Genomic DNA, 20,836 nt, shown 5'->3' on the forward strand with positions numbered 1-20,836 from the left:
AAGTATTGATGAAATTGATGCCTTAAGAAATAAGTTTTTTGAAATTGGACAAACTCCACGTAATAAAAGCGATCAAATTTGGTCTAAATTTAAAAGTGTTACCAAAAAATTTAATGTTGAAAAAAATAAATTTTTCAAGGAAATTAAGCAAGATCATTTAGATAATTTAAATGCTAAAAAAGAATTAATAGAAAAAGCAGTTGCTTTAAAAGATAGTGAAGATTGGGATGCTACTACCGAAATAATGAAAAAAATTCAGGCAGATTGGAAAAAAATTGGTCATGTTCCAAGAAAGTATTCTGATAAGCTTTGGAAAGAATTTAAAGATGCTTGTAACCATTATTTTGATAGATTGCATAAAAAACAAGATGCTGGTAATAAAGAGCAATTAGAAGTTTTTAACGAAAAGAAAGATATTTTAAAACATTTAAAAGAAGATGTTGAGGATGATGGAAAAGAGCTTACACTTGAAGATATTAAAGGTTATGTAAATGATTGGAGAAATTTAGGTAGAGTTCCATATGCAATGCGTCATATTGAAGTGAAATTTAATAAATTACTGGATAAAGTAGTTGAAACAAACGAAGATATTGACAAGGAAGAAGTTGAAATGATTAAATTTAAAATTCTTGTGAATGGTTATTTGGAACAAAAAAATTATAGAAAACTAGATTCTGAACAATTATTTGTGAAAAAGAGAGTAGATGAAAGCATTAAAGAAATTCAGCAATTAGAAAATAATTTAGGATTTATATCTAATGTAACAGAAGATAATCCGTTTGTGAAAAATGTACGAGCTAATATAGCTGAGCATAAAGAGAAAATGGAGATTTGGAAAGCAAAATTAGATTATTTACGACAGTTAGAATATTAGAAAATTTTAATACGAATAAAAAAGAGTTTCTTTTAAAAGAAACTCTTTTTTTTATTTCAAATAGCATAAATCAAAAAAAAACAGCCTTGATAAAATATCAAGGCTGTTTTTTTTAATGTAAAAAGTTATTTATTTCTTTAAAGTTCTCATGTAATGAACAATTGCCCACATATCATCTTTTTCTGGCATTTTCTTTTCGTAATTTGGCATGTCATTTCTTCCAAAGTAGCTTTTGTAAAATAAAGCACCATCTGTTTGAGCTTGGAATTTTTTAGAAGAAAAATCACCTAAATTTCCATCAACTTCTTCAGCTTTTGGGCCATCACCTAAACCTTCTTTACCGTGACAAGATTTACAGTGTTTAGCGTATAAAGTTTTTCCTAAATCTACATTAGATTTACTTGCTTCAACTGGATTTTTCATAGTTTGGTATTTTGCAGGAACTTTCCATTCTTCTTGTACTAATTTTGTGAAAGATAAAAGTCCAACACTAACCACAGCTATTGTCATTAAAATTTTAAATGTTTTCATGTTTTTGTTTTTAATATTTATTTAATTGTTTACTATATTACTAGTTTAACTAGTATTGTTATATCAATTTTAGTACCACATTTGATTCTAAATTTAATAATTTTTTTATTCTTTATTGCTTAATTCTAAATTTTTTCCTTCTTTTTTAATTTTAATAAGATGAATTACAGTATAAACGTAGTTTGCCCAAACACCTACTAATAAGATAGTTAAAACAATGTACATCCATATTGGTGCGGCTTCAGACCATAATTTGTTTTCGTCTTCAGAAGCAATTTTAGTAAATGTTCCCCAGTTTACAGTTTGTTTTTGTATTACATCTCCAAATTCATCATTATCTAAAATTTGTGCGTATACTGTAAAGTTTTTATCTATATCTCCAGGAATATTTTGAAGCAGTTCAAATTCTATTTCTCCGTTTTCTATAGTACCTTCTTTAATTTTCATTTTAGAAAGCATTCCTTCAATAGAAATAATTACATCTAGTTCTTCAACAGGAGTTTCAACACCTAAACTATCAATGGTAAAGGCTTTTACAAATATGGTTTTTACACTATCTATTTCTTTTAATTCAAGATGTAGTTGTAAATCTTTTACAAGTATTTCTTCTTCTTCAGAATCTAATGTCTCAGAACCTTCAAATCGGGCAGTAAAATTAATGTAACCATCGCTGTCTGTTAAGTACTTTTGTTTTTCAGAAAGAATTAATTGAGCAATACCTTCATTTGAAGTTTTTGCTGTTCCTAATAATATTTCTTCACCATTTACTATGTTAAAAAATTTTATTTCTGCATCATAAACAGGAATTTTATCTTTTCTATCTTCTCTGTTTTTTCCAATAAAAGTGACTTCTAAAACTCTAGAATTATCGAATTTTTTTATGGTTTTAAATGAAAATGATAATTTGTAATCATCTACAGTTAGTTCTTGTGAAAAAGTGCTAATACTGAATAATAAAGCCAGAATAAAACTAATAGAAGTAGCTTTTTTAAATATGTTACGTTTCATAATTTCTAATTTTAGTATTAAGATTCAGTGACCGGTTTAGTTAATGTACTTTTAACTTTAGAAGACCTTTCGTTATCAATAATTCCAGACATTGGTATTATTGGAACCAATTTCATAATTAATATAAAAAATAGGATGAAAGCTGCTACACCTGCAAAACTTAAAGACCATTCTACCCAAGTAGCAGTGTAATGAACAAACTCTGCTCTTGTATCTTGTATTGGTAAATATGGAGTTTCTAAGGTAGGAACAACTATTAAATATCTATTTAGCCATAATCCTAAAATTGCTATTATTGAGGCGAAAGTAATTGATTTTATTGTTCTTAATTTTTTGAAAAATAATATAACAACAGGTACTAAAACCCCAATATAGTTGGCAAATACGAATTCCCAAAAATAGCGTGTAAATAATGTGTTTAGTAAATTGGTATCATGTGTTTTATGACTAAACCATCGTGAAAAATATTCGCTAAAAGTAAAATATCCATAAAGTAACGATAATATTAATAAAATAATTCCTCCGCTTACAAAATGTACTTTTCTAATATAATGTTCTAAATGGTAGTATTTTCTAATTAAATACATTGCAATTATTATAACAGAAACACCAGAATAAAGTCCTGCAATTATAAAATACGGTGCAAATATGGAGCTATTCCAACCTGGTTGTAATGTTAAACTAAAAATCCATGCTAAAACAGAATAGGCAACAATAGCTAAAGCTATAATCATAGCGGACATAGTTCTGGTAATTTTATGCAATGTTTCTCTTTGTGATTCTGTGTCTTGGTAGCCAATTGCTAAAAATTTGTATAATTTTTGTCTCCATTTTGGCGCATCATCACTATGATCTCTTAAAATAGCAAAGTCTGGAATAAACGTTAAGTATAAATAAATAAAGCATCCAATTAAATCGGTCATAATTGCAATAATATCCCAAGTAATTGGTGATTGAATTCTAGGATACAAAAATAAATAGTGCAACCTATCTAACCTACCAATACATAATAAAATAAAAATTGGACCAATTATTAGAGATAAAACAGTTATAATTTCAACAATTCTTGAAATTGAATTTTTCCAAGGAGTTTTAAAAAAATGTAAAATTCCTGAAATAAAAGCTCCTGAATAACTAAGGCAAACAAAAAATATAAAGTTTATAATGTAAACACCCCAAACTACATTGTCTCGCATACCTGTAACTTCATGACCTTTAAATAATTGAACAAAAAAGGAATAAATTCCAACCAAAATAATTGCAACTAAAATGGCCATCCAAATTTTTGAAACTTTGGTTGTCTTTTCTATAAGTGGAGAAAATTCTTTAACTAATTCTCTTTTTCTAGTTTCTATATTCATAATTAAGAGTTTTAAAGTTAAATTTTACCATCTTTTTTTAACTGCTGAACATAAGGAACATCTTTGTAACGTTCTATAATATCTTCGTCAATATTAAATCCTCTTTCAAGTGGAAATTGTCTGTTTACAGCTGGTAAATAATATACATTAGGTTTTGTTCCTAAATGTTCTAAATGTCTGTATCCACCACGATCTTCAATAAGTTTTGAAAATCGAACAGTTTCTTCTCCATTTGTAACAATATCTTCGTTTTTATCACCAAAATAAATAACTCCCATTGGGCAAGATGATGCACAATGTGGTAATTTTCCTTGACGCAACATATCTGGACAGAAATCACATTTCATTACTGTTCCTTCAGCTGCGGGAACACTTGTTTCTGGAGAATATGGTTGTGATTTGTCGTCAAATTTATCTTTGTGTCCCCAATTAAACTGACGCGCAGAATATGGGCAACTTGTAATACAAAACTTACAACCAATACAACGGTCATTATCAATTAAAACAATATTATCTTCACGTTTAAAAGTAGCTCCGGTTGGGCAAACTGTAACGCAAGGAGGTTCATCACAATGAAAACATGGTTTTGGTAACCAGTAAGGAGAAGCTTCAGGATTATCTTGTATAAGCTGAACCTTCATAAATTCTTCGTTGTAATCTAATTTATGTGCTTTTTGGCAACCTTCTACACATTTTCTAGCGTTTTTACATTTTGCCAAATCTATAACCATTACAAACTTTCTGTTTGGAATTCCTTTTCTAGATTCTTCAGGTGTTATTAAAGCCTCAGGATATTTATTTACGTTGGAAGCATCTACCTCAACAATTTTTCCGTCAGGAGTTAATAACCTCATTTTTTCACCAGAAGGCTTTACTTCTTCATCGTTTACTAAATTTGAGATTAATGAAGCTCCAGCTACGGCAGTAACACTTGACATTAATCCTAATTTTAGAAATTTACGTCTGTTTGTACTTCCGTTTTCAGTTTTTTTATTTTCCATAATAGTATAAATCTCTGAAATTAATTATGATTATTTTCTTATGTAAATTTAGTTACATAACTTGTTTTTATTAATGACTTTTATCAGTGAAAACGTATAAGAATACACTTTTTTATGTATTTTTTTACAAGTTACCGTTTTGATTAATAGGTGTTTGAAAAAAAAATGAAGATGTGCCTTAAATATAAGAAAACAAAATACCAATAATAAAGATGATATTTTGTTTTCTTAAAAGGGGTGATCTATTTAAAATTTAAAAGTTGTAAATTCTTGTAATATTAAAACCAATTAGAAAATCGCCTTTAAAAAAATCGTTTTGATTGTACATATAGTTCTTTTGAGAAACTAAACCATCATAGTTGGTTAAAAATATTTGAAAAGCGTGTGCAGAAGTTGCAAACTCGGCCCCAATACTTAAACCTGGTTTTGGTTGATCTTCATCAAATTGAGTTAATGGTTGGCTATAATCTAATAAAATTGATGTTTGTGGACTTATTTTATAGCGACCTCCAAAAGAAATTGCCATCATATCATTTTGCATTGTTGCATCAACTAAATTGTAGTGAGATACACTTGGTGCAATTTGTAATGATAGTTTTGAATTAAATCTTTTTGCAATAACTAATTGATTAAAGAATGAATATCTATCTTGAATCATATTAAAATTTTCTTTTGATCTAGCATCAATTGTAAAATTTCCATAATACGATACGCTAATTGGCATACTTCCAGATTGTGTTTGTCTTAAAAGGCCAACTTTCCAGTTAAAATCTTGTAATCTGTTAAATTTTGTAGTACCATAACCAATGGTTAATCTTTCGTGTATTGAATATGTTAATCCTATTCTAATATTTGAAGGTGCCCAAAATCCAGCCATGTCATTATCTCCACCGTTAATAGTTCCAAATCTGTGTTGCATTGTTACTTCTAAAGCATTTTTATTGAACAATACATTTGTTGGATTATCAACAATAAAGGAACTTTCAAAGGCTCTTCTTTCAAGTTTTTCTTTAACTTCTTCTGTTTTTTCAGTGTCTTCATCTTGGGCAAAACCAATAAATGGCAACATTAAAAAAGCAAGAAGTAATATTTTATAATTTTTCATATTAAATGTCTTATTTATTAATTGTTGTTAGCACCTTGATTTATCCAAGCTTTAACTAAAGCAATTTCAGTAGCGCTTAATGTAACACTTACATCATGATGCCCATTACCTGGTAAATAATTGTATAATCTGCTAGCATCTGCATCACCTGCAGTTACATAAGTTGGTACCAAAGCGTTGTATGAATTTCCTTCTCTTAAATCTGGATTAATACTTCCTCCATGGCAACTTGTACATTTAGAAAATATTGTTTGTATGTCACTAGCAAAAGATACTACCTGAGTATCTGGTATTTCAACAACAGCCTCTTCAATAGTTTCATCATAATAACATGAAAAGCATAGTAAACTTAAGCTACTAACAAGAACTATTTGCAATAGTTTTTTCATTTGTTTTAATTTTTATGGTTAATTAACTTTTACTAAAACTTAAAGTTAATACTTGTTGTACATAATAAGGTAGTTTTTTTAAAAGTTCCAGAGCGCCGATTTGGTTTTCTGGAACTTTAATATCTAACTATTATATGAATAGATTTTATAATAATTTATATAATTATTATGGTATTAATTTAAGATCTTCAATAGAATTATTCATAAGTGCTTTTGCATATGATGGATTGTGTAATCCGTATGAATGATCTTGGTATAAAAATCTATAGTTGTATACAGCTTTTGCAACTCTTTCAGGAATTTGAGCCGTTGAAGAAGGTAATACTAGCATTCCATCATCATTTGGATCTGTAGACCCTGTTGTTAAACTGAAATTTGCTGGGTATAATCGTACTATTTCACTAGCCAATTCTTTCATAAGGTTTTTAATAGCTGTTTGAGCACCATTAATATCGTAGCTTACAACACCGCTTCCAGTATGACAAGTTTTACAATTATCTAAAACTGGTTTGAATGAGTGACTTCCTTTTCCGTCTTTTTCAGCTCCCATATGGCAAGAAGTACAAGAAGCTCCAGTTCTATGTGGGTTTGTTCCAGCTGTTGGATATGCAGTTGAACCTGCAATTAGGTTTGCATCAACACCTTCTAATAAATTTACAGCACCACCATAGTGTGGACCAAAAGAGTAGCTAACTGCTACGTTTCCATCTGTATTAGCGGTATAACCAGCTCCAGCTCTTCTTACTTGATGACAATGGATACAGTTATTACTGTTATTGCCATAGTCAATTACTGTTCCAGAAGAACCAACTCCAACTAATTGGTATGGTTCAACAGATCTTAAAGCAGCATCTGTTCCACTTACAGCTAGTGCAGCACTTGCGTGACCACCAGAGTGACAAGTTGTACATGTAATTTTAGTTGCAGTACCAGTTACAAAAGTAGTGGTAAGGTCGCTTGAAAGTACTGAAGCAATATAACCTTCATTTGAGTGACAATTTAAACAAGCTCCACTTCTACCAGAAAGAGCAGCTGCTATATCATGACCAGAAGAAGGATAAGTAGCGTTTTGAATTACCTTAAATTCGTCGTTATGACAAGTTAAACAAGAATATCCACCGTCAACGCCATCAACGCCATCAACACCGTCAACGCCATCAACACCTGCTATACCTTGTTCGCCAGCAATTGGATCACTGGTACATTGTATAAACATTAAACTTGATGCTAAAATCACCAAGAATCCTATTAATTTTAAATTTTTCATAATATTAGATATTTGTTTGTTTTGAATCATTTCATAAATTTAAATAGATTATGGTATAAATTTTATGATTTAAATCATTGTTTTAGAAATTTTAAATGATTGGGAAACAGTGTTTTATCTACTATTTAGAATGGTTAAACTTAATTTTAATAAAACTTTATGCTTTTTATGTTACAGACTTAAGTAATTAAAGTTACATTTTGTTTAAATTATTGTTTTTTTGATAAGGTAATTGCCTATTTTTAGTTAGTAATTATTTAAATTATAGAGTTTTATGCTTCTTACGTGTTAGTTTCTCTATATTTAATAAGGGATTGTGGTAAAAACGAACGTGAAAAGTAACAGATACTATATGTTATTTAATATTTGTAAATAATATATAAGACTCTATATTTTTTGTAAATTTGCTGTTCAAAAAAAAATCATAAAATGGCAAGATTTGAAGTAAAACTTCCTAAAATGGGTGAAAGCGTTGCGGAAGCAACTATAACTTCATGGTTAAAATCAGTAGGAGATACCGTAGAATTAGATGAAGCAATTGTTGAAATTGCTACAGATAAGGTAGATTCTGAAGTGCCAAGTGAAGTTGAAGGGACACTTGTTGAGGTCTTTTTTGATACGGATGCTGTTGTAAAAGTTGGTGAAACAATTGCTATAATTGAAACTTCTGCAAACAATCAAGAAGAAAAAGTAGCTAAAGTTAATGTACAAGAAGAAAGTGCTGTTAAGGAAATAGAGCAGCAAATAGTGGAAACAATACAAACAACTTCTATTGAGAAAAAATCACTTTCTGGTAAATTCTTTTCTCCTTTGGTTAGAAATATAGCCTCTACAGAAGGTGTTTCAATGGAAGAGTTAGAATCAATTATTGGAACAGGTGCCGAAAATAGAGTTACTAAAAACGATATTTTGGCATATATTAATAGCGGAAGAGTTTCTCCGGTTGCTAAAGAAAAACAAGAAACAGTTATACCTAAGCATCAAGAAAATAAAAGTGAAGCAATAAAAGAAATTGTTGTTGAAAAGAAAGAACTTGCAAAGCCAGTAGTTTCAACTATATCTGTAAATGGAGAAGATGAAATTATTGAAATGAGCCGTATGGGTAAATTAATTGCGCATCATATGGTGGAATCTGTTCAAACATCGGCACATGTACAATCTTTTATAGAAGTTGATGTTACTAATATAGTAAAGTGGAGAGAAAGGGTTAAAGATCAGTTTTTTGCAAGAGAAGGTGAGAAAATTACCTATACTCCAATTTTTATGCAAGCAGTAGCAAAAGCTATTAAACAATTTCCTATGATAAATATATCGGTTGCTGGTGATAAAATTATTAAGAAAAAAGCCATTAATTTAGGGATGGCAGCATCTTTAGCTGATGGAAATTTAATAGTGCCTGTGATTAAAAATGCCGATCAATTAAATTTAGTAGGATTTACCAAAGTAGTAAATGATTTGGCGCAAAGAGCCAGAAAAGGTCAATTAAAACCCGATGAAATTCAAGGTGGTACCTATACAGTTACCAATGTTGGTAGCTTTGGTAGCGTATTTGGAACACCAATTATAAATCAACCACAAGTTGCAATTTTGGCATTAGGTGCTGTTAGAAAAGTACCTGCTGTTATAGAAACTCCTGATGGCGATTTTATTGGAATTCGTCATAAAATGTTTATCTCACATTCGTATGACCATCGTGTTGTAAACGGCGCTTTAGGCGGAATGTTTATTAAAACTATTAAAGAAACCTTAGAGGCTTGGGATGTAAATGCCGATTTTTAACGTATTTTTAAAAAATATAAATAAAAGAGGCTTTTAAAAGCCTCTTTTTTAATTATACTTAATTTTATTTAATACAAAATTGAAAATTATGATTGATAGTTTATTGATTGAAAAGTATGTTAATTTTATAAAGGAAATTTTGATAAATAATGGAATGCCAAGTTTTTGGGCTTCATTAATAAATGTGGTTATTACGTTTAGCATTATTATGGTAATAGTCTATTTTTTAGATAGATTTTTAAGAGTTGTTGTAATTAAATCCTTTTATATTTTTTCCACAAAAACTAAAACTACTTTTGATGATTTTTTAGTAAAAAGTAAGTTTCCAAGATATTTTGCACACGTAATACCGTTGTTTATCTTAAAATTTATTGTGTCGTTTGTTTTAGTTGATTTTCCTTTTTTACTGAAGGCCTTTAATATTATTGTAAATATTTATGGAATAATATTAATAGTAAAAATAATAAGAAGCTTTTTAAGATCTACCCAGCAATATTTAAGAACCAAAGAGCGATTTAAAGACAAGCCTTTAGAAAGTTATGTGCAAGTTGTTATGATTTTTTTATGGGGTTTGTCAATTTTTTTTATTGTTTATCTCTTAACAGGAAAAGATGTTTTAAGTTTTGCAACCTTAGGAGCAGCTTCAGCCGTAATTTTGTTAATTTTTAAAGATACAATTCTTGGTTTTGTAGCTTCAATACAGGTATCAGTAAATGATATTGTTAGAATTGGAGATTGGATTGTTTACACAAAATTTGGTGCAGATGGTACTGTTACAGATATTAATTTAGCAACTGTTAGGGTACAAAACTGGGATAATACATATACTACTATACCAACCTATAGTTTAATTTCAGACTCTTTCCAAAATTGGAGAGGGATGGAGGAATCTAGAGGAAGAAGAATTAAAAGAGCTCTTTTAATTAAGCAAAACTCAATTAAATTTTTAACTACCGAAAAGATTGAAGAATTAAAAAAAATTCATCTAGTTAAAGAATATTTAGACAGCAAACTTATTGAAATTACCCAATACAACGAAAAAATTGGTGCTGATAAATCGGTATTAATAAACGGTGAAAATTTGACCAATTTTGGAGTGTTTAGAAAATATATTGATATTTATTTACAGCAAAATTCTTTTGTTAGTAAAGAGTTATTTTCTATGGTAAGGCAATTAGCGCCTACTTCACAAGGAATTCCTTTAGAAATTTATTGTTTTAGTAGTAATAAACAATGGGCAAATTATGAAATAATTATGGCAGATATTTTTGATCATATAATTGCAGCAATTCCTTATTTTGATTTAGAAATTTTTGAAGAACCAACAGGAACCGATTTTAAATATTTTTTAAAGCAAGTTGAAAAATAAAACGTTATACTTTTTTAAAAACTTCTATTCCGTTAATTAACCTTTAAACGGAATAGAAGTTTTAAATAAGGTTATTTATGACCGTATTCTGGGTTTTCTCGATCGTATTTACAACAACTGTGCAAACTATTATAAGCTTCATTTGTTGCTTTTACCTTTTGCGTGTCGTGGCCAACAGCGGCTACATTTTTATGAATAGTAAGTTCGTCAACTTTATTTTCATCCATAATTACCGATAGTTGATGTGTTTCAATACTCCAATTACAATATTTTACACCTTTGGTTTTTAATACAGCCTTTTCAATTCGTTCTTTACACATTTCACACACACCATTTACATCAAAAGAAATTTTTGCATTTTTATTTTTTTCTTGTGCTGAGCTTGAAATTCCGATGAATAAAATTCCAATAATTAATAGTACTTTTTTCATTTTTATAAATTGTTTTTAAATTAAAGGTTTAAATCCTTGATTGTTTTTTATTTTTAATAATTGTTTAGTGTTTGTTAGTAATAATTTTAATTAATATTAAATCTTATCCCGGTATAATACATTGCTCCAATAACAGGAGAATATACTAAACTTGTATCAAAATTTGTTCCGAACGGGTTGTCTGCTCCCAAAACGGCAATGCGTTGTTTTTCATTAGTTAAATTTTCACCACCCAAATACCATTCAAAACGTGGAGAGAAAACTTTAGTTATTTGCGCATTTATAGCACTGTGATTGTTAGAATACTCTGGTAATTGGTAGTTCTCAGTATAAATACTAGTATCGGGTATTCGTTGTTCGCTTTGCCAGTTATATGTAAAATCAAATTTCCAATTTCCACCTTTTTCTGTTTGATGAGTTTGAAAAAATAAATTGGTAAAAAATCTATTTTTTGGTTGTAATGGTTCTTGTTTTTCACCAGAGATATAATTATTTGTAATATCTTGATATTTATATGCAGTTCTAATTGCAAAATGAGTGAAAGGACTATAATTTAGTTCTATTTGAAAACTATTTGCTTTGCCAGATGTTGTAGCATTGTAAAATGATATTTCTGATGAATTTTCCCAATCAACAATAATTTGTTCATCAAAAATTGTTTTATAAAAATCAATGGTAACATCACCACTTCTATTAAATAATTTAAACTTTTGATTAAAGGAAGTTCCGTAATTCCAAGCTATTTCAGGTTTTAAACCATAATATTCACCATTATTATTTAGTATTTTTAAAGTTCTGTTGGTTCCAAATAACTTTTGATTTTCTGCAAATATAGATGCACCTCTTTTTCCTCTTCCTGCCGAAAACCTGAATGTACCGGTTTCCCAAGCCGTGTATTTAACGTGCAAACGTGGCGTAATAAAGGTATTTAGTAAATTATGAGAATCAACCCTAATCCCGGCAGATAAACTTAAATTATCTAAATTATCATAATTATACTCAAAAAAAGCACCAATAGATTTTTCGTTTCGGTGGTAATTATCATTTAATACAAGTTCATCAAAATCATCAAAAGTAGTATTAAGTCCTGTTATTATTTTGTTTCTAGTATCTGAAATAATAGAGTTAAAAAGGAAATTAGCGTAAAAACTTTTATGCGCTATATTGTAATCTTTTAATCCAAAATAAGAGTTTTGTTTATGGTTACTATAGGCTAATTGTAAGCCTAAACTTTTATAAGGCATTTCAGGAAAAACATACCCTAGTTTTGCTGAAGTTTCAAAACGTTCGGTTTCAATTTCACTTCCCCAAAAAGTAGTTGTTTTTTTATGAATATCTGGATCAAAATTAATGTTACCGGTTTGCTTGTTGTCTGTTAAATAACGAAAGTTTAAAAAACTAATCCAACCTTTTTCCATATTTGTATATTGCCATCTATTCATAATATTAAACTGATTAGATAGTGGAGCATCTAAAAAAAGATCGTTGTTTTCATCCATTTTTTTATTTCTAAAATTTCCATGTACATATAGTCCTGAGCTCCATTTATCATTCAAAATTTTATTAAAATGCGTATTTAATTCATACCTTCCATCTGCAGATCCAAAAGCATTTACAAATAATTTTTTATCTGTTAAAGGTTTTACTAGTTCGGCATTAATTTGTCCGGTAATACTTTCATAACCATTAACAACGCTTCCAGCTCCTTTGGTAATTTGTATACTTTCTACCCAAGTTCCTGGGGTAAATGAAAGTCCAAATACTTGTGATGCACCTCTAATATTAGGAATGTTTTCTTGCACAATTTGAATGTATGGACTGGATAATCCCAACATTTTAATTTGTTTTGTACCGGTTAAAGCATCGGAATAATTAACATCAATAGAAGGATTGGTTTCAAAACTTTCTGCTAAATTACAGCAGGCGGCTTTTAGTAATTCTGCCTTATTTACATTAATTATATTTTTTACTTCAAACAAAGGTCGTGTTGAACTTTGTTTAACAGATTTTATGCTAATTTCATCCAGCTCGTTGTCTGGAATTAAGTTTACCGTTATTTCTGTAGATGAATTAAGAGTAATTGTTTGTGTTTTGTAACCTACAAAGCTGATTATTAATTGCTTGGAGTTTTCTATTGTTTTTATTTCAAAAACTCCTTTTTCATCTGAATTAGTTCCAACTGTTGCGTTTTTCCAGTAAATGCTTGCGCCAAAAATTGGAGTGTTATTAGAATCTAAAACGGTTCCTTTTATTGTTTTTTGACTAAATACTACAAAGGGAAATAGTAAAAGTATTAGAATATATTTTTTCATTATTGTTTTCTTAAATATTGATATTTAGCCAATTAGTAAATTGGCTTTTAAGTTTCTTTACAAAAAGAAGCTTAAATCAAATTAAGAAGGTTTGGAAAAGTACTTGTTTATTTAAAACAAGATTAGGAGGAGAAAAATCTTTATAATAATTTTTTGTAGTACGTATTAAAGTTGATTTTTCAATGAAACTATAGTAGAACGAAGTTAAAAATAACGTTTGGCTTTTGATTATTTTAACGGAATTTAAATTATCAAAAGGCAAAACTTCTTTAATTGAAGTTTCGTTTTTACAACAATCTTTTTCAGAATAATTTAAGTTATCAGTTTTAATAGTGTTTTCAGATTCGCAGCAGCTATCTACTTTTTTTGTAGAAACAGCAACAATATTTCCATTACAAAAATGGGTAAATACAGCAAAAGAAGTAGTAGATAACAATAAAATTGCCACCATTAAAATTGCCGATATTTTTCTGAAAATGTCCTTCATTAAGGCAAAAATACAATTTAGAATTAATATAAATAGTTAAAAAATGTAAAAAATAGTTAACCCTCTTGCACTTTTAGTCTGGCAGTTGCTACAGTGGTTGTTTCAGAAAAATCATTTTCTAAGAATTTTAAATGCCCAACAATTGCAATCATAGCAGCATTATCTGTAGTGTATTGAAACTTAGGAATGTAGGTTGTCCAACCATATTTAGCTTCAGTAGCTTTTAAGGTTTTACGTATTTCAGAATTTGCGCTAACACCACCAGCAATGGCAACATGTGTAATTCCGGTATCTTTAACAGCTTTTTTAAGCTTATCAAATAAAATATTTACAATTGTGTATTGAACAGAAGCGCAGATATCATATAAGTTTTCCTCAATAAAATTTGGATTCTCCTTAACATTTTTCTGAATAAAATATAAAATTGCTGTTTTTAAGCCGCTAAAACTAAAATTTAAACCGTCAACTTTTGGTTTTGTAAATTTAAAGGCTTTTGGGTTTCCAAGTTGTGCATATTTATCAACCAAAGGTCCACCCGGATATGGTAAACCTAATATTTTTGCTGTTTTATCGTAAGCTTCACCAACCGCATCATCTGTAGTTTCACCAATAACTTCCATAGTAAAATGATTGGTTATTTTTACAATTTGGGTATGTCCGCCACTAATTGTTAAACATAAAAATGGAAATGGTGGTTTTTGTTGGGTTTCATCATCAATAAAATGCGCTAAAACGTGTCCTTGCATATGATTTACAGCAATTAACGGAATGTTTAAAGCCAGTGAAAGCGACTTGGCAAAGGAGGTTCCAACTAAAAGTGACCCCATTAATCCAGGTCCGCGTGTAAAAGCTATGGCATGTAAATCTTTTTTGTCGATATTTGCTTGTTGAATTGCTTGTTGAATTACAGGAACAATGTTTTGTTGATGTGCACGTGAAGCTAACTCAGGAACAACACCGCCATATTTGGTGTGAATTTCTTGATTTGCTACAACATTTGATAATACTTTTCCGTTGCATAATACAGCAGCACTTGTGTCATCGCAAGACGATTCAATTCCAAGAATATAAATTGGATTAATTTTAGTCATTTAAATATAATATAGGCATAATAATTGCCGTTAATTTGCAAATTTAGCGCATATCAAACGAATTAAAAAAATAGTTGTAAACATTTTACTTGTATTACTGGTTTCATTAGCAGTAGTAAGTGTATTATTGTCAATTCCAACCATACAAACACGGCTAGGTAAAAAAGCTACGGACTATTTAAGAACGGAGTTTGATGTGGATATTAACGTTAAAAAAGTTGATTTATCTTTTTTAGGGAATGTAAAGCTAAAAGAGGTTTTTATAAAAGATCATCATAAAGATACCTTAATTTTTGTAAAAGAACTAACCACTTCAATTGTTAGTTTTAAAAAATTGGTTGATGGAACGCCAGAATTTGGGCAAATTTCTTTAGATAATTTTGTTTTATATATGAAAACCTATAAAGGTGAAGTATATGATGGACTAACTATTTTTGTAGATAAATTTGATGATGGTACTGTAAGCGATCAACCATCTAAATTTTTATTAACATCAACCAGATTAAAGTTAAATGAAGGTTATGTTGAAATTATTGATGAAAATATTGAAAATGAAACACCAATATTTTTCAAAAAAATAAAGGGAAGTGCTAAAAAATTTAAAATTCAGGGCCCAAATGTAACTGCCGATATAAAAGATTTACATTTTATAGAAAATAGAAATATTGAAGTAGAAAACTTAACAACCAATTTTTCGTATTCAAAAACTTCTATGAGTTTTAATAATACATTGTTAGAAACTGCAGAATCTTCTATAGAAGCCGATATTATTTTTAATTATAAAAGAGAAGATTTTTCTGATTTTAATAATAAAGTTAAACTAAATGCGGATATTCAAAAAGCAAATTTATCATTAATAGATTTAAAAAAATTCTATAATGAGCTGGGAACCGATGATGAATTGCATTTTTCAACAAAAATTACAGGAACCTTAAATAACTTTATAACACATAATTTAGATGTAGTTTCTGATAAAGGCGCAATTATAAAAGGAACTATAAATTTTAAAAATGTTTTTAATCAGGAAAACGGCTTTTCTTTAGAAGGAGAACTAGAAAATTTAACATCAGATTATTATCACTTAAAAACATTGCTTCCAAATGTTTTAGGAAATACCTTGCCAACAGAATTTTCTAAACTTGGTAAATTTACGTTAAAAGGGAAAACTTATATTACGCCTAATTTAATTGATGCAAAATTGAGTATGACATCAGATTTAGGTGCAGCTATTTCTGATTTGGAAATTACAAACGTTACAAATATTGATGAATCAACCTATATTGGTCACGTTGAATTTATTAATTTTCAACTAGGTAAATTAATAAATAATCCTTTAATTGGATTGTTTTCAACTTCTGTAGATGTAGATGGGGAAGGTTTTTCTTTAGAAAAAATGAATACTTCGGTAATTGGAGTAATTACCAAATATGAATACAATAAATACACTTATAAAAACATTAAAATTAATGGTTTTGTAAAAAACAAACATTTTAATGGTGAAACAGAAGTAAATGATGATAATATTAAACTAAACTTTAATGGTTTGGCAGATTTTTCATCAAAAATATACACATTTAATTTTAAAGCTATTGTTGATTATTGCGATTTAAACACCATAAATTTATTTAAACGTGATAGTATTTCTAATTTAAAAGGTGAAATAAGCATTAATGTAAAAGGAAATTCTATTGATGATTTAGCAGGGAATTTAGACTTTAAAGATATGTTGTACACCAACCAAAAAGGCGACTACTTTTTTAAAGATTTTAATATAAACTCATCTTTTGAAGATAGTACCAGAACCATTACCATTAACTCTCCTGAAATAATTACAGGTAGAATTAAAGGAAAATTTAAATTTGCTGAATTAGGAAAATTAGCTCAAAATTCCATTGGTAGTATTTATTCAAATTACAAACCTTATAAAGTAACTGCTGGTCAATATTTAGATTTTAGGTTTAATGTGTACAATAAAATTGTGGAGGTTTTTTATCCTGAAATTGTGTTAGATGCAAATTCATCTATTAGAGGAAATATTAGTTCAGATGATAATTATTTTAAATTAAATATTAAATCGCCAAGAGTAGAAGCGTATAAAACCGTTTTTGAAGAACTTAATGTGCAAATTGATAATAAAAATCCGCTGTTTAACACACAATTAACCATTGATAAAATAAAATCTAAATATTACGATATTAATAAGCTTCAATTGGTAAACATCACTTTAAATGATACGTTGTATTTTAGAACAGAATTTGAAGGTGGAGAAGAAAAAACAGAAAATTATAATTTAGCCTTTTATCATACATTTAACAAAGAAAACAAGTCGGTTTTTGGACTGCAAAAATCTAATTTCACGTTTAAAAATAATACGTGGGTAATTAACCCAGAAAATAATTTAAAAAATAAAGTTGTTTTTGATAGCAAAACAAAATCTTTTGACATTTCACAGTTTTTAATTGTTTCAAATAAAGAAGAAATTGAAATTTATGGAACCGTTAAAGACACAATTTCTAAAGACTTAAATTTTAATTTTAAAAATGTAAAATTATCAAGTATAACTCCAGAAATTGATAGTTTAAAATTAAGAGGACTTGTAAACGGAACCTTAAATTACAAACAATTAGCAGATAAAATTAAACCTGCAGCTAAACTAAATATTACCGATTTTTATGTAAATAATTCATTTCAGGGCGATTTAAAAGTTGATATTGAAGGAAAAAATTCGGTTAAAAATTATTTGGTAGATATTTCATTAAAAAGAAATGGAAATATTAATTTTTCAGCTTTAGGAGAACTTGATTTTTCACCAAAAGAGCCAACTTTAGATATTATTGTAGATTTTGAAGAGTTTAAACTAGATGCTTTTAGTCCTTTAGGTGAAGATGTTTTTACCAATATAAGAGGCTTTGTTTATGGTAATGCAAACTTAACAGGGTTACTAAAAAACCCAACAATGACAGGAAATTTATATTTAGATAAAGCCGGAATGTATTTTCCATATTTAAATGTAGATTATGAGTTTGATGGAACAAGTATTGTTGGTTTAACAGATCAATCATTTAATTTTGAGGATGTAACAGTAAAAGATAGTTTTAAAAATACAAAAGGAAAAATTACAGGATCCGTTAGTCATACCAATTTTGATAATTGGAAATTAGATTTAAGCTTAATAACCAAAAATTTATTGGTATTAAATACCGTAGAAAAGGAGAATTCTTTGTATTTTGGAACTGGTTTTTTAGAAGGAAATGCGTTTATAAAAGGACCTACAGATAAATTGGTAATTGATGTTACTGGCAGAACTAAAAAAGGCACTTATTTTGTAATTCCAATTAGTGATGTTAAAACAGTAGAAACATCACAGTTAATTCGTTTTATAAATAAGGACGGTACGGATAATATAGAAGCTATCAGAAAGCAATTTATATCAGATAAACTGAAAGGATTATCAATGAATTTTAATTTAGAAATTACAAAAGATGCTGTTGTAGAAATGGTTTTAGACAAATCTACAGGAAGTTATATAAAAGGTACAGGAAATGGAAATTTACAAATTGAATTAGATACCAAAGATAAATTTGATATGTATGGAGATTTAATTATAGATAGTGGTATCTATAATTTTAAATATGGAGGTTTTATAAATAAACCATTTACGGTTAGAAATGGAGGAAGCATTTCTTGGAGCGGTAATCCGTTTACGGCAGATATTAATATTGAAGCCGTTTATAGAGTTTCTGCAAATCCAAAATCTTTATTAGAAAACGTCATTGCAAACAGAAAAATTCCAATTGATCTGGTAACAAAGTTTTCTGGAGAATTATTTAATTCGCAACGAGAATTTGATATAGAAATTCCAAATTCTAGCTCAACAGTTGCTTCAGAGTTAGAGTTTAAATTAAATAACAACGATGAAAATAGTAAAACAGTACATTTCATTTCGCTGTTGGTTTCAGGAAGCTTTTATAATGAAAGTGATTTAAGCGTAAATAGCAACGCAGCGTTATACGGAACTAGTTTTGATATGCTGTCTAATGTGTTTGATAATATTTTAAACCAAGGAAATAATAGATTTAAATTAAAGCCGGTGTATACCGTTGGTGAAAAAAGCACCGTAGATAATTTAACTATTGATGATCAATTGGCAATTGCATTAGATTATCAGGTAAATGATAGAATTATTATCAACGGAATAGTAGGTATGCCAATTGGCTCTAAAGATGAAACCAATGTTATTGGAGAAGTAAATGTTGAATTTTTAATGAATCAAGAAGGAACATTAAGATCCTCAATTTTTAACAGACAAAATGAAATTCAATATACCGAGGAAGAAGAAGGTTACACGCAAGGAGCAGGTTTAACATATCAAATAGATTTTGATAATAAAAATGAATTGCTTCAAAAATTAAAATTAAAAAAGAGAAAACCGTTAGATTCAATTCCAGTAAAATTGCCAAAAGATTTAGTTATTACTGAAAAAAAATTAATTAAGTTTAAAAAGAAAAAACCGGTAGATACAATTCCGGTAAAAATGCCAAAAGATTCAATAATTACAGAAAATAAAATATTAAAATTTAAAAGTTAAACAAATATAAAATGAGCAAACCAACTTTAGTTATTTTAGCAGCAGGAGTAGGAAGTAGATACGGAGGATTAAAACAATTAGATACATTTTCTGAACAAGGAGATACAATTTTAGATTTTTCAATTTATGATGCTATCCAAGCCGGATTTGGAAAAGTAGTATTTATAATTAGAAAAAGCATTGAAGCAGATTTCAGATCTTTTTTTGATGAAAAACTAAAAGGAAAAATTGAAGTAGAATATGTATTCCAAGAAACAGATAAAATTCCTGATAAATTTAAAGATAATAACAGAGAAAAACCTTGGGGAACTGGGCACGCATTGTTAATGACAAAAGATGTAGTGAAAGAAAATTTTGCTGTAATTAATGCCGATGATTTTTATGGTCAAGAAGCATTTAAAGTAATGGCAGACACCCTAAATAAAACCGATATAAATTCTAGCCAATTTAATATGATGGGCTATGTACTAAAAAACACAATTTCAGATTTTGGTTTTGTATCAAGAGGAGAATGTAAAGTAGATGAAAAAGGATTTTTAATTGGCTTAACAGAAAGAACCCATATAGAAAAAGTTGATGGTGAATTAAAATTTAAAAATGATGAAGGGGTTATGGTTCCAATTTCAGAAGAAACTACTGTTGCCATGAACTTTTTTGGATTTACACCTAAGTATTTCGAATTATCAAATTCTTTATTTGAAGAGTTTTTAGAGGTAAATTACAAAGAACCAAAAGCAGAATTTTATATTCCATCTGTTGTAAATCATATTATTGTTAATAAAATAGGATCCATGGAAGTTTTAAAATCAGATGCAAGATGGTTTGGAGTAACTTATAAAGAAGATAAAGATTATGTTACATCTGAAATTCAAAAATTAAAAGATAACGGAACATACCCAACAAATCTTTGGTAAATCTTTATTTGGTTCAAAATAAATGGTTTAACAGATATAATTTTTTATTAAAATTAAAATAATCGTACTTTTGTAGTTTGTAACATGGATAAAAACATTAAAAAAATAGGAGTAATGACCTCTGGAGGTGATGCTCCAGGGATGAATGCGGCCATTAGAGCTGTGGTAAGAGCTTGTACTTATTATCAAGTAGAGTGTGTTGGAATTTACAGAGGTTATCAAGGCTTAATAGAAGGTGATTTTACAAAATTAGAAGCTAGAAATGTTAGTAATATTATTAACAGAGGTGGTACTATTTTAAAAACTGCCCGCTCTAAAGATTTTATGAC

General features: G+C 28.6%; 17 protein-coding genes. 6 read left to right on the forward strand and 11 right to left on the reverse strand.

Translation table 11 applies throughout. The features are described from left to right. A partial coding sequence (locus ABY298_RS07655) for a DUF349 domain-containing protein (RefSeq protein ID WP_372745432.1) occupies positions 1–874 on the forward strand: 874 nt, incomplete at its 5' end. A gap of 129 nt (positions 875–1,003) precedes the next feature. On the opposite strand, the gene ABY298_RS07660 is transcribed toward ABY298_RS07655, so the two are convergent. The 7 genes from ABY298_RS07660 to ABY298_RS07690 form a co-directional block, all read right to left on the reverse strand. Further along, on the reverse strand, positions 1,004–1,405 hold the full coding sequence (locus ABY298_RS07660; RefSeq protein WP_372745433.1) for a cytochrome c: 402 nt from the start codon (positions 1,403–1,405) through the stop codon (positions 1,004–1,006). A 105-nt stretch (positions 1,406–1,510) separates the two neighbouring features. Continuing rightward, positions 1,511–2,413 carry a hypothetical protein gene (locus ABY298_RS07665; protein ID WP_372745434.1) on the reverse strand — a complete coding sequence of 301 codons (903 nt, stop codon included), beginning with the start codon at positions 2,411–2,413 and terminating at the stop codon, positions 1,511–1,513. A 17-nt stretch (positions 2,414–2,430) separates the two neighbouring features. Beyond that, positions 2,431–3,774: an NrfD/PsrC family molybdoenzyme membrane anchor subunit gene (gene nrfD / locus ABY298_RS07670; RefSeq protein ID WP_372745435.1), complete on the reverse strand. Its 1,344-nt coding sequence runs from the start codon at positions 3,772–3,774 to the stop codon at positions 2,431–2,433. A 17-nt stretch (positions 3,775–3,791) separates the two neighbouring features. Next, positions 3,792–4,775: a 4Fe-4S dicluster domain-containing protein gene (locus ABY298_RS07675; RefSeq protein ID WP_372745436.1), complete on the reverse strand. Its 984-nt coding sequence runs from the start codon at positions 4,773–4,775 to the stop codon at positions 3,792–3,794. Positions 4,776–5,028: 253 nt separating this feature from the next. After that, positions 5,029–5,880, reverse strand: coding sequence for a DUF5777 family beta-barrel protein (locus tag ABY298_RS07680; protein ID WP_372745437.1), 852 nt, complete (start codon positions 5,878–5,880; stop codon positions 5,029–5,031). Positions 5,881–5,897: 17 nt separating this feature from the next. Further along, on the reverse strand, positions 5,898–6,269 hold the full coding sequence (locus ABY298_RS07685) for a hypothetical protein (RefSeq protein WP_372745438.1): 372 nt from the start codon (positions 6,267–6,269) through the stop codon (positions 5,898–5,900). A gap of 166 nt (positions 6,270–6,435) precedes the next feature. Then, on the reverse strand, positions 6,436–7,536 hold the full coding sequence (locus ABY298_RS07690; protein ID WP_372745439.1) for an ammonia-forming cytochrome c nitrite reductase subunit c552: 1,101 nt from the start codon (positions 7,534–7,536) through the stop codon (positions 6,436–6,438). A gap of 429 nt (positions 7,537–7,965) precedes the next feature. Between ABY298_RS07690 and ABY298_RS07695 the strand changes: the two genes are divergently transcribed. Together ABY298_RS07695 and ABY298_RS07700 are read left to right on the forward strand one after the other, a co-directional pair. Continuing rightward, a complete protein-coding gene (locus ABY298_RS07695; protein ID WP_372745440.1) occupies positions 7,966–9,315 on the forward strand; it encodes a dihydrolipoamide acetyltransferase family protein in 1,350 nt (449 codons plus the stop codon). 88 nt (positions 9,316–9,403) lie between these two features. Next, the gene (locus ABY298_RS07700) at positions 9,404–10,684 is read left to right on the forward strand and encodes a mechanosensitive ion channel family protein (RefSeq protein WP_372745441.1); all 1,281 of its coding nucleotides are present in this window, start codon (positions 9,404–9,406) and stop codon (positions 10,682–10,684) included. A 71-nt stretch (positions 10,685–10,755) separates the two neighbouring features. Here ABY298_RS07700 and ABY298_RS07705 read toward each other — a convergent pair whose 3' ends face one another. From ABY298_RS07705 to tsaD, 4 genes are all read right to left on the reverse strand, one after another. Continuing rightward, positions 10,756–11,115: a heavy-metal-associated domain-containing protein gene (locus ABY298_RS07705; RefSeq protein WP_372745442.1), complete on the reverse strand. Its 360-nt coding sequence runs from the start codon at positions 11,113–11,115 to the stop codon at positions 10,756–10,758. Between the two features lie 86 nt (positions 11,116–11,201). Beyond that, the gene (locus ABY298_RS07710; RefSeq protein WP_372745443.1) at positions 11,202–13,427 is read right to left on the reverse strand and encodes a carboxypeptidase-like regulatory domain-containing protein; all 2,226 of its coding nucleotides are present in this window, start codon (positions 13,425–13,427) and stop codon (positions 11,202–11,204) included. 76 nt (positions 13,428–13,503) lie between these two features. Next, positions 13,504–13,914 (reverse strand): hypothetical protein, encoded by a 411-nt coding sequence (locus ABY298_RS07715; protein WP_372745444.1) that lies wholly within the window; start codon positions 13,912–13,914, stop codon positions 13,504–13,506. A gap of 56 nt (positions 13,915–13,970) precedes the next feature. Next, positions 13,971–15,005: a tRNA (adenosine(37)-N6)-threonylcarbamoyltransferase complex transferase subunit TsaD gene (gene tsaD / locus ABY298_RS07720; RefSeq protein ID WP_372745445.1), complete on the reverse strand. Its 1,035-nt coding sequence runs from the start codon at positions 15,003–15,005 to the stop codon at positions 13,971–13,973. 127 nt (positions 15,006–15,132) lie between these two features. Here tsaD and ABY298_RS07725 point away from each other — a divergent pair, with 127 nt between their 5' ends. The 3 genes from ABY298_RS07725 to ABY298_RS07735 form a co-directional block, all read left to right on the forward strand. After that, positions 15,133–19,593: a translocation/assembly module TamB domain-containing protein gene (locus ABY298_RS07725; RefSeq protein ID WP_372745446.1), complete on the forward strand. Its 4,461-nt coding sequence runs from the start codon at positions 15,133–15,135 to the stop codon at positions 19,591–19,593. An 11-nt stretch (positions 19,594–19,604) separates the two neighbouring features. Beyond that, the gene (locus ABY298_RS07730; RefSeq protein WP_372745447.1) at positions 19,605–20,507 is read left to right on the forward strand and encodes a sugar phosphate nucleotidyltransferase; all 903 of its coding nucleotides are present in this window, start codon (positions 19,605–19,607) and stop codon (positions 20,505–20,507) included. 84 nt (positions 20,508–20,591) lie between these two features. Continuing rightward, positions 20,592–20,836: 6-phosphofructokinase (locus ABY298_RS07735; protein ID WP_372745448.1), on the forward strand; the 245-nt coding region annotated here is incomplete at its 3' end.

This window comes from Lutibacter sp. (assembly GCF_041596795.1).
GTDB lineage: Bacteria > Bacteroidota > Bacteroidia > Flavobacteriales > Flavobacteriaceae > Lutibacter.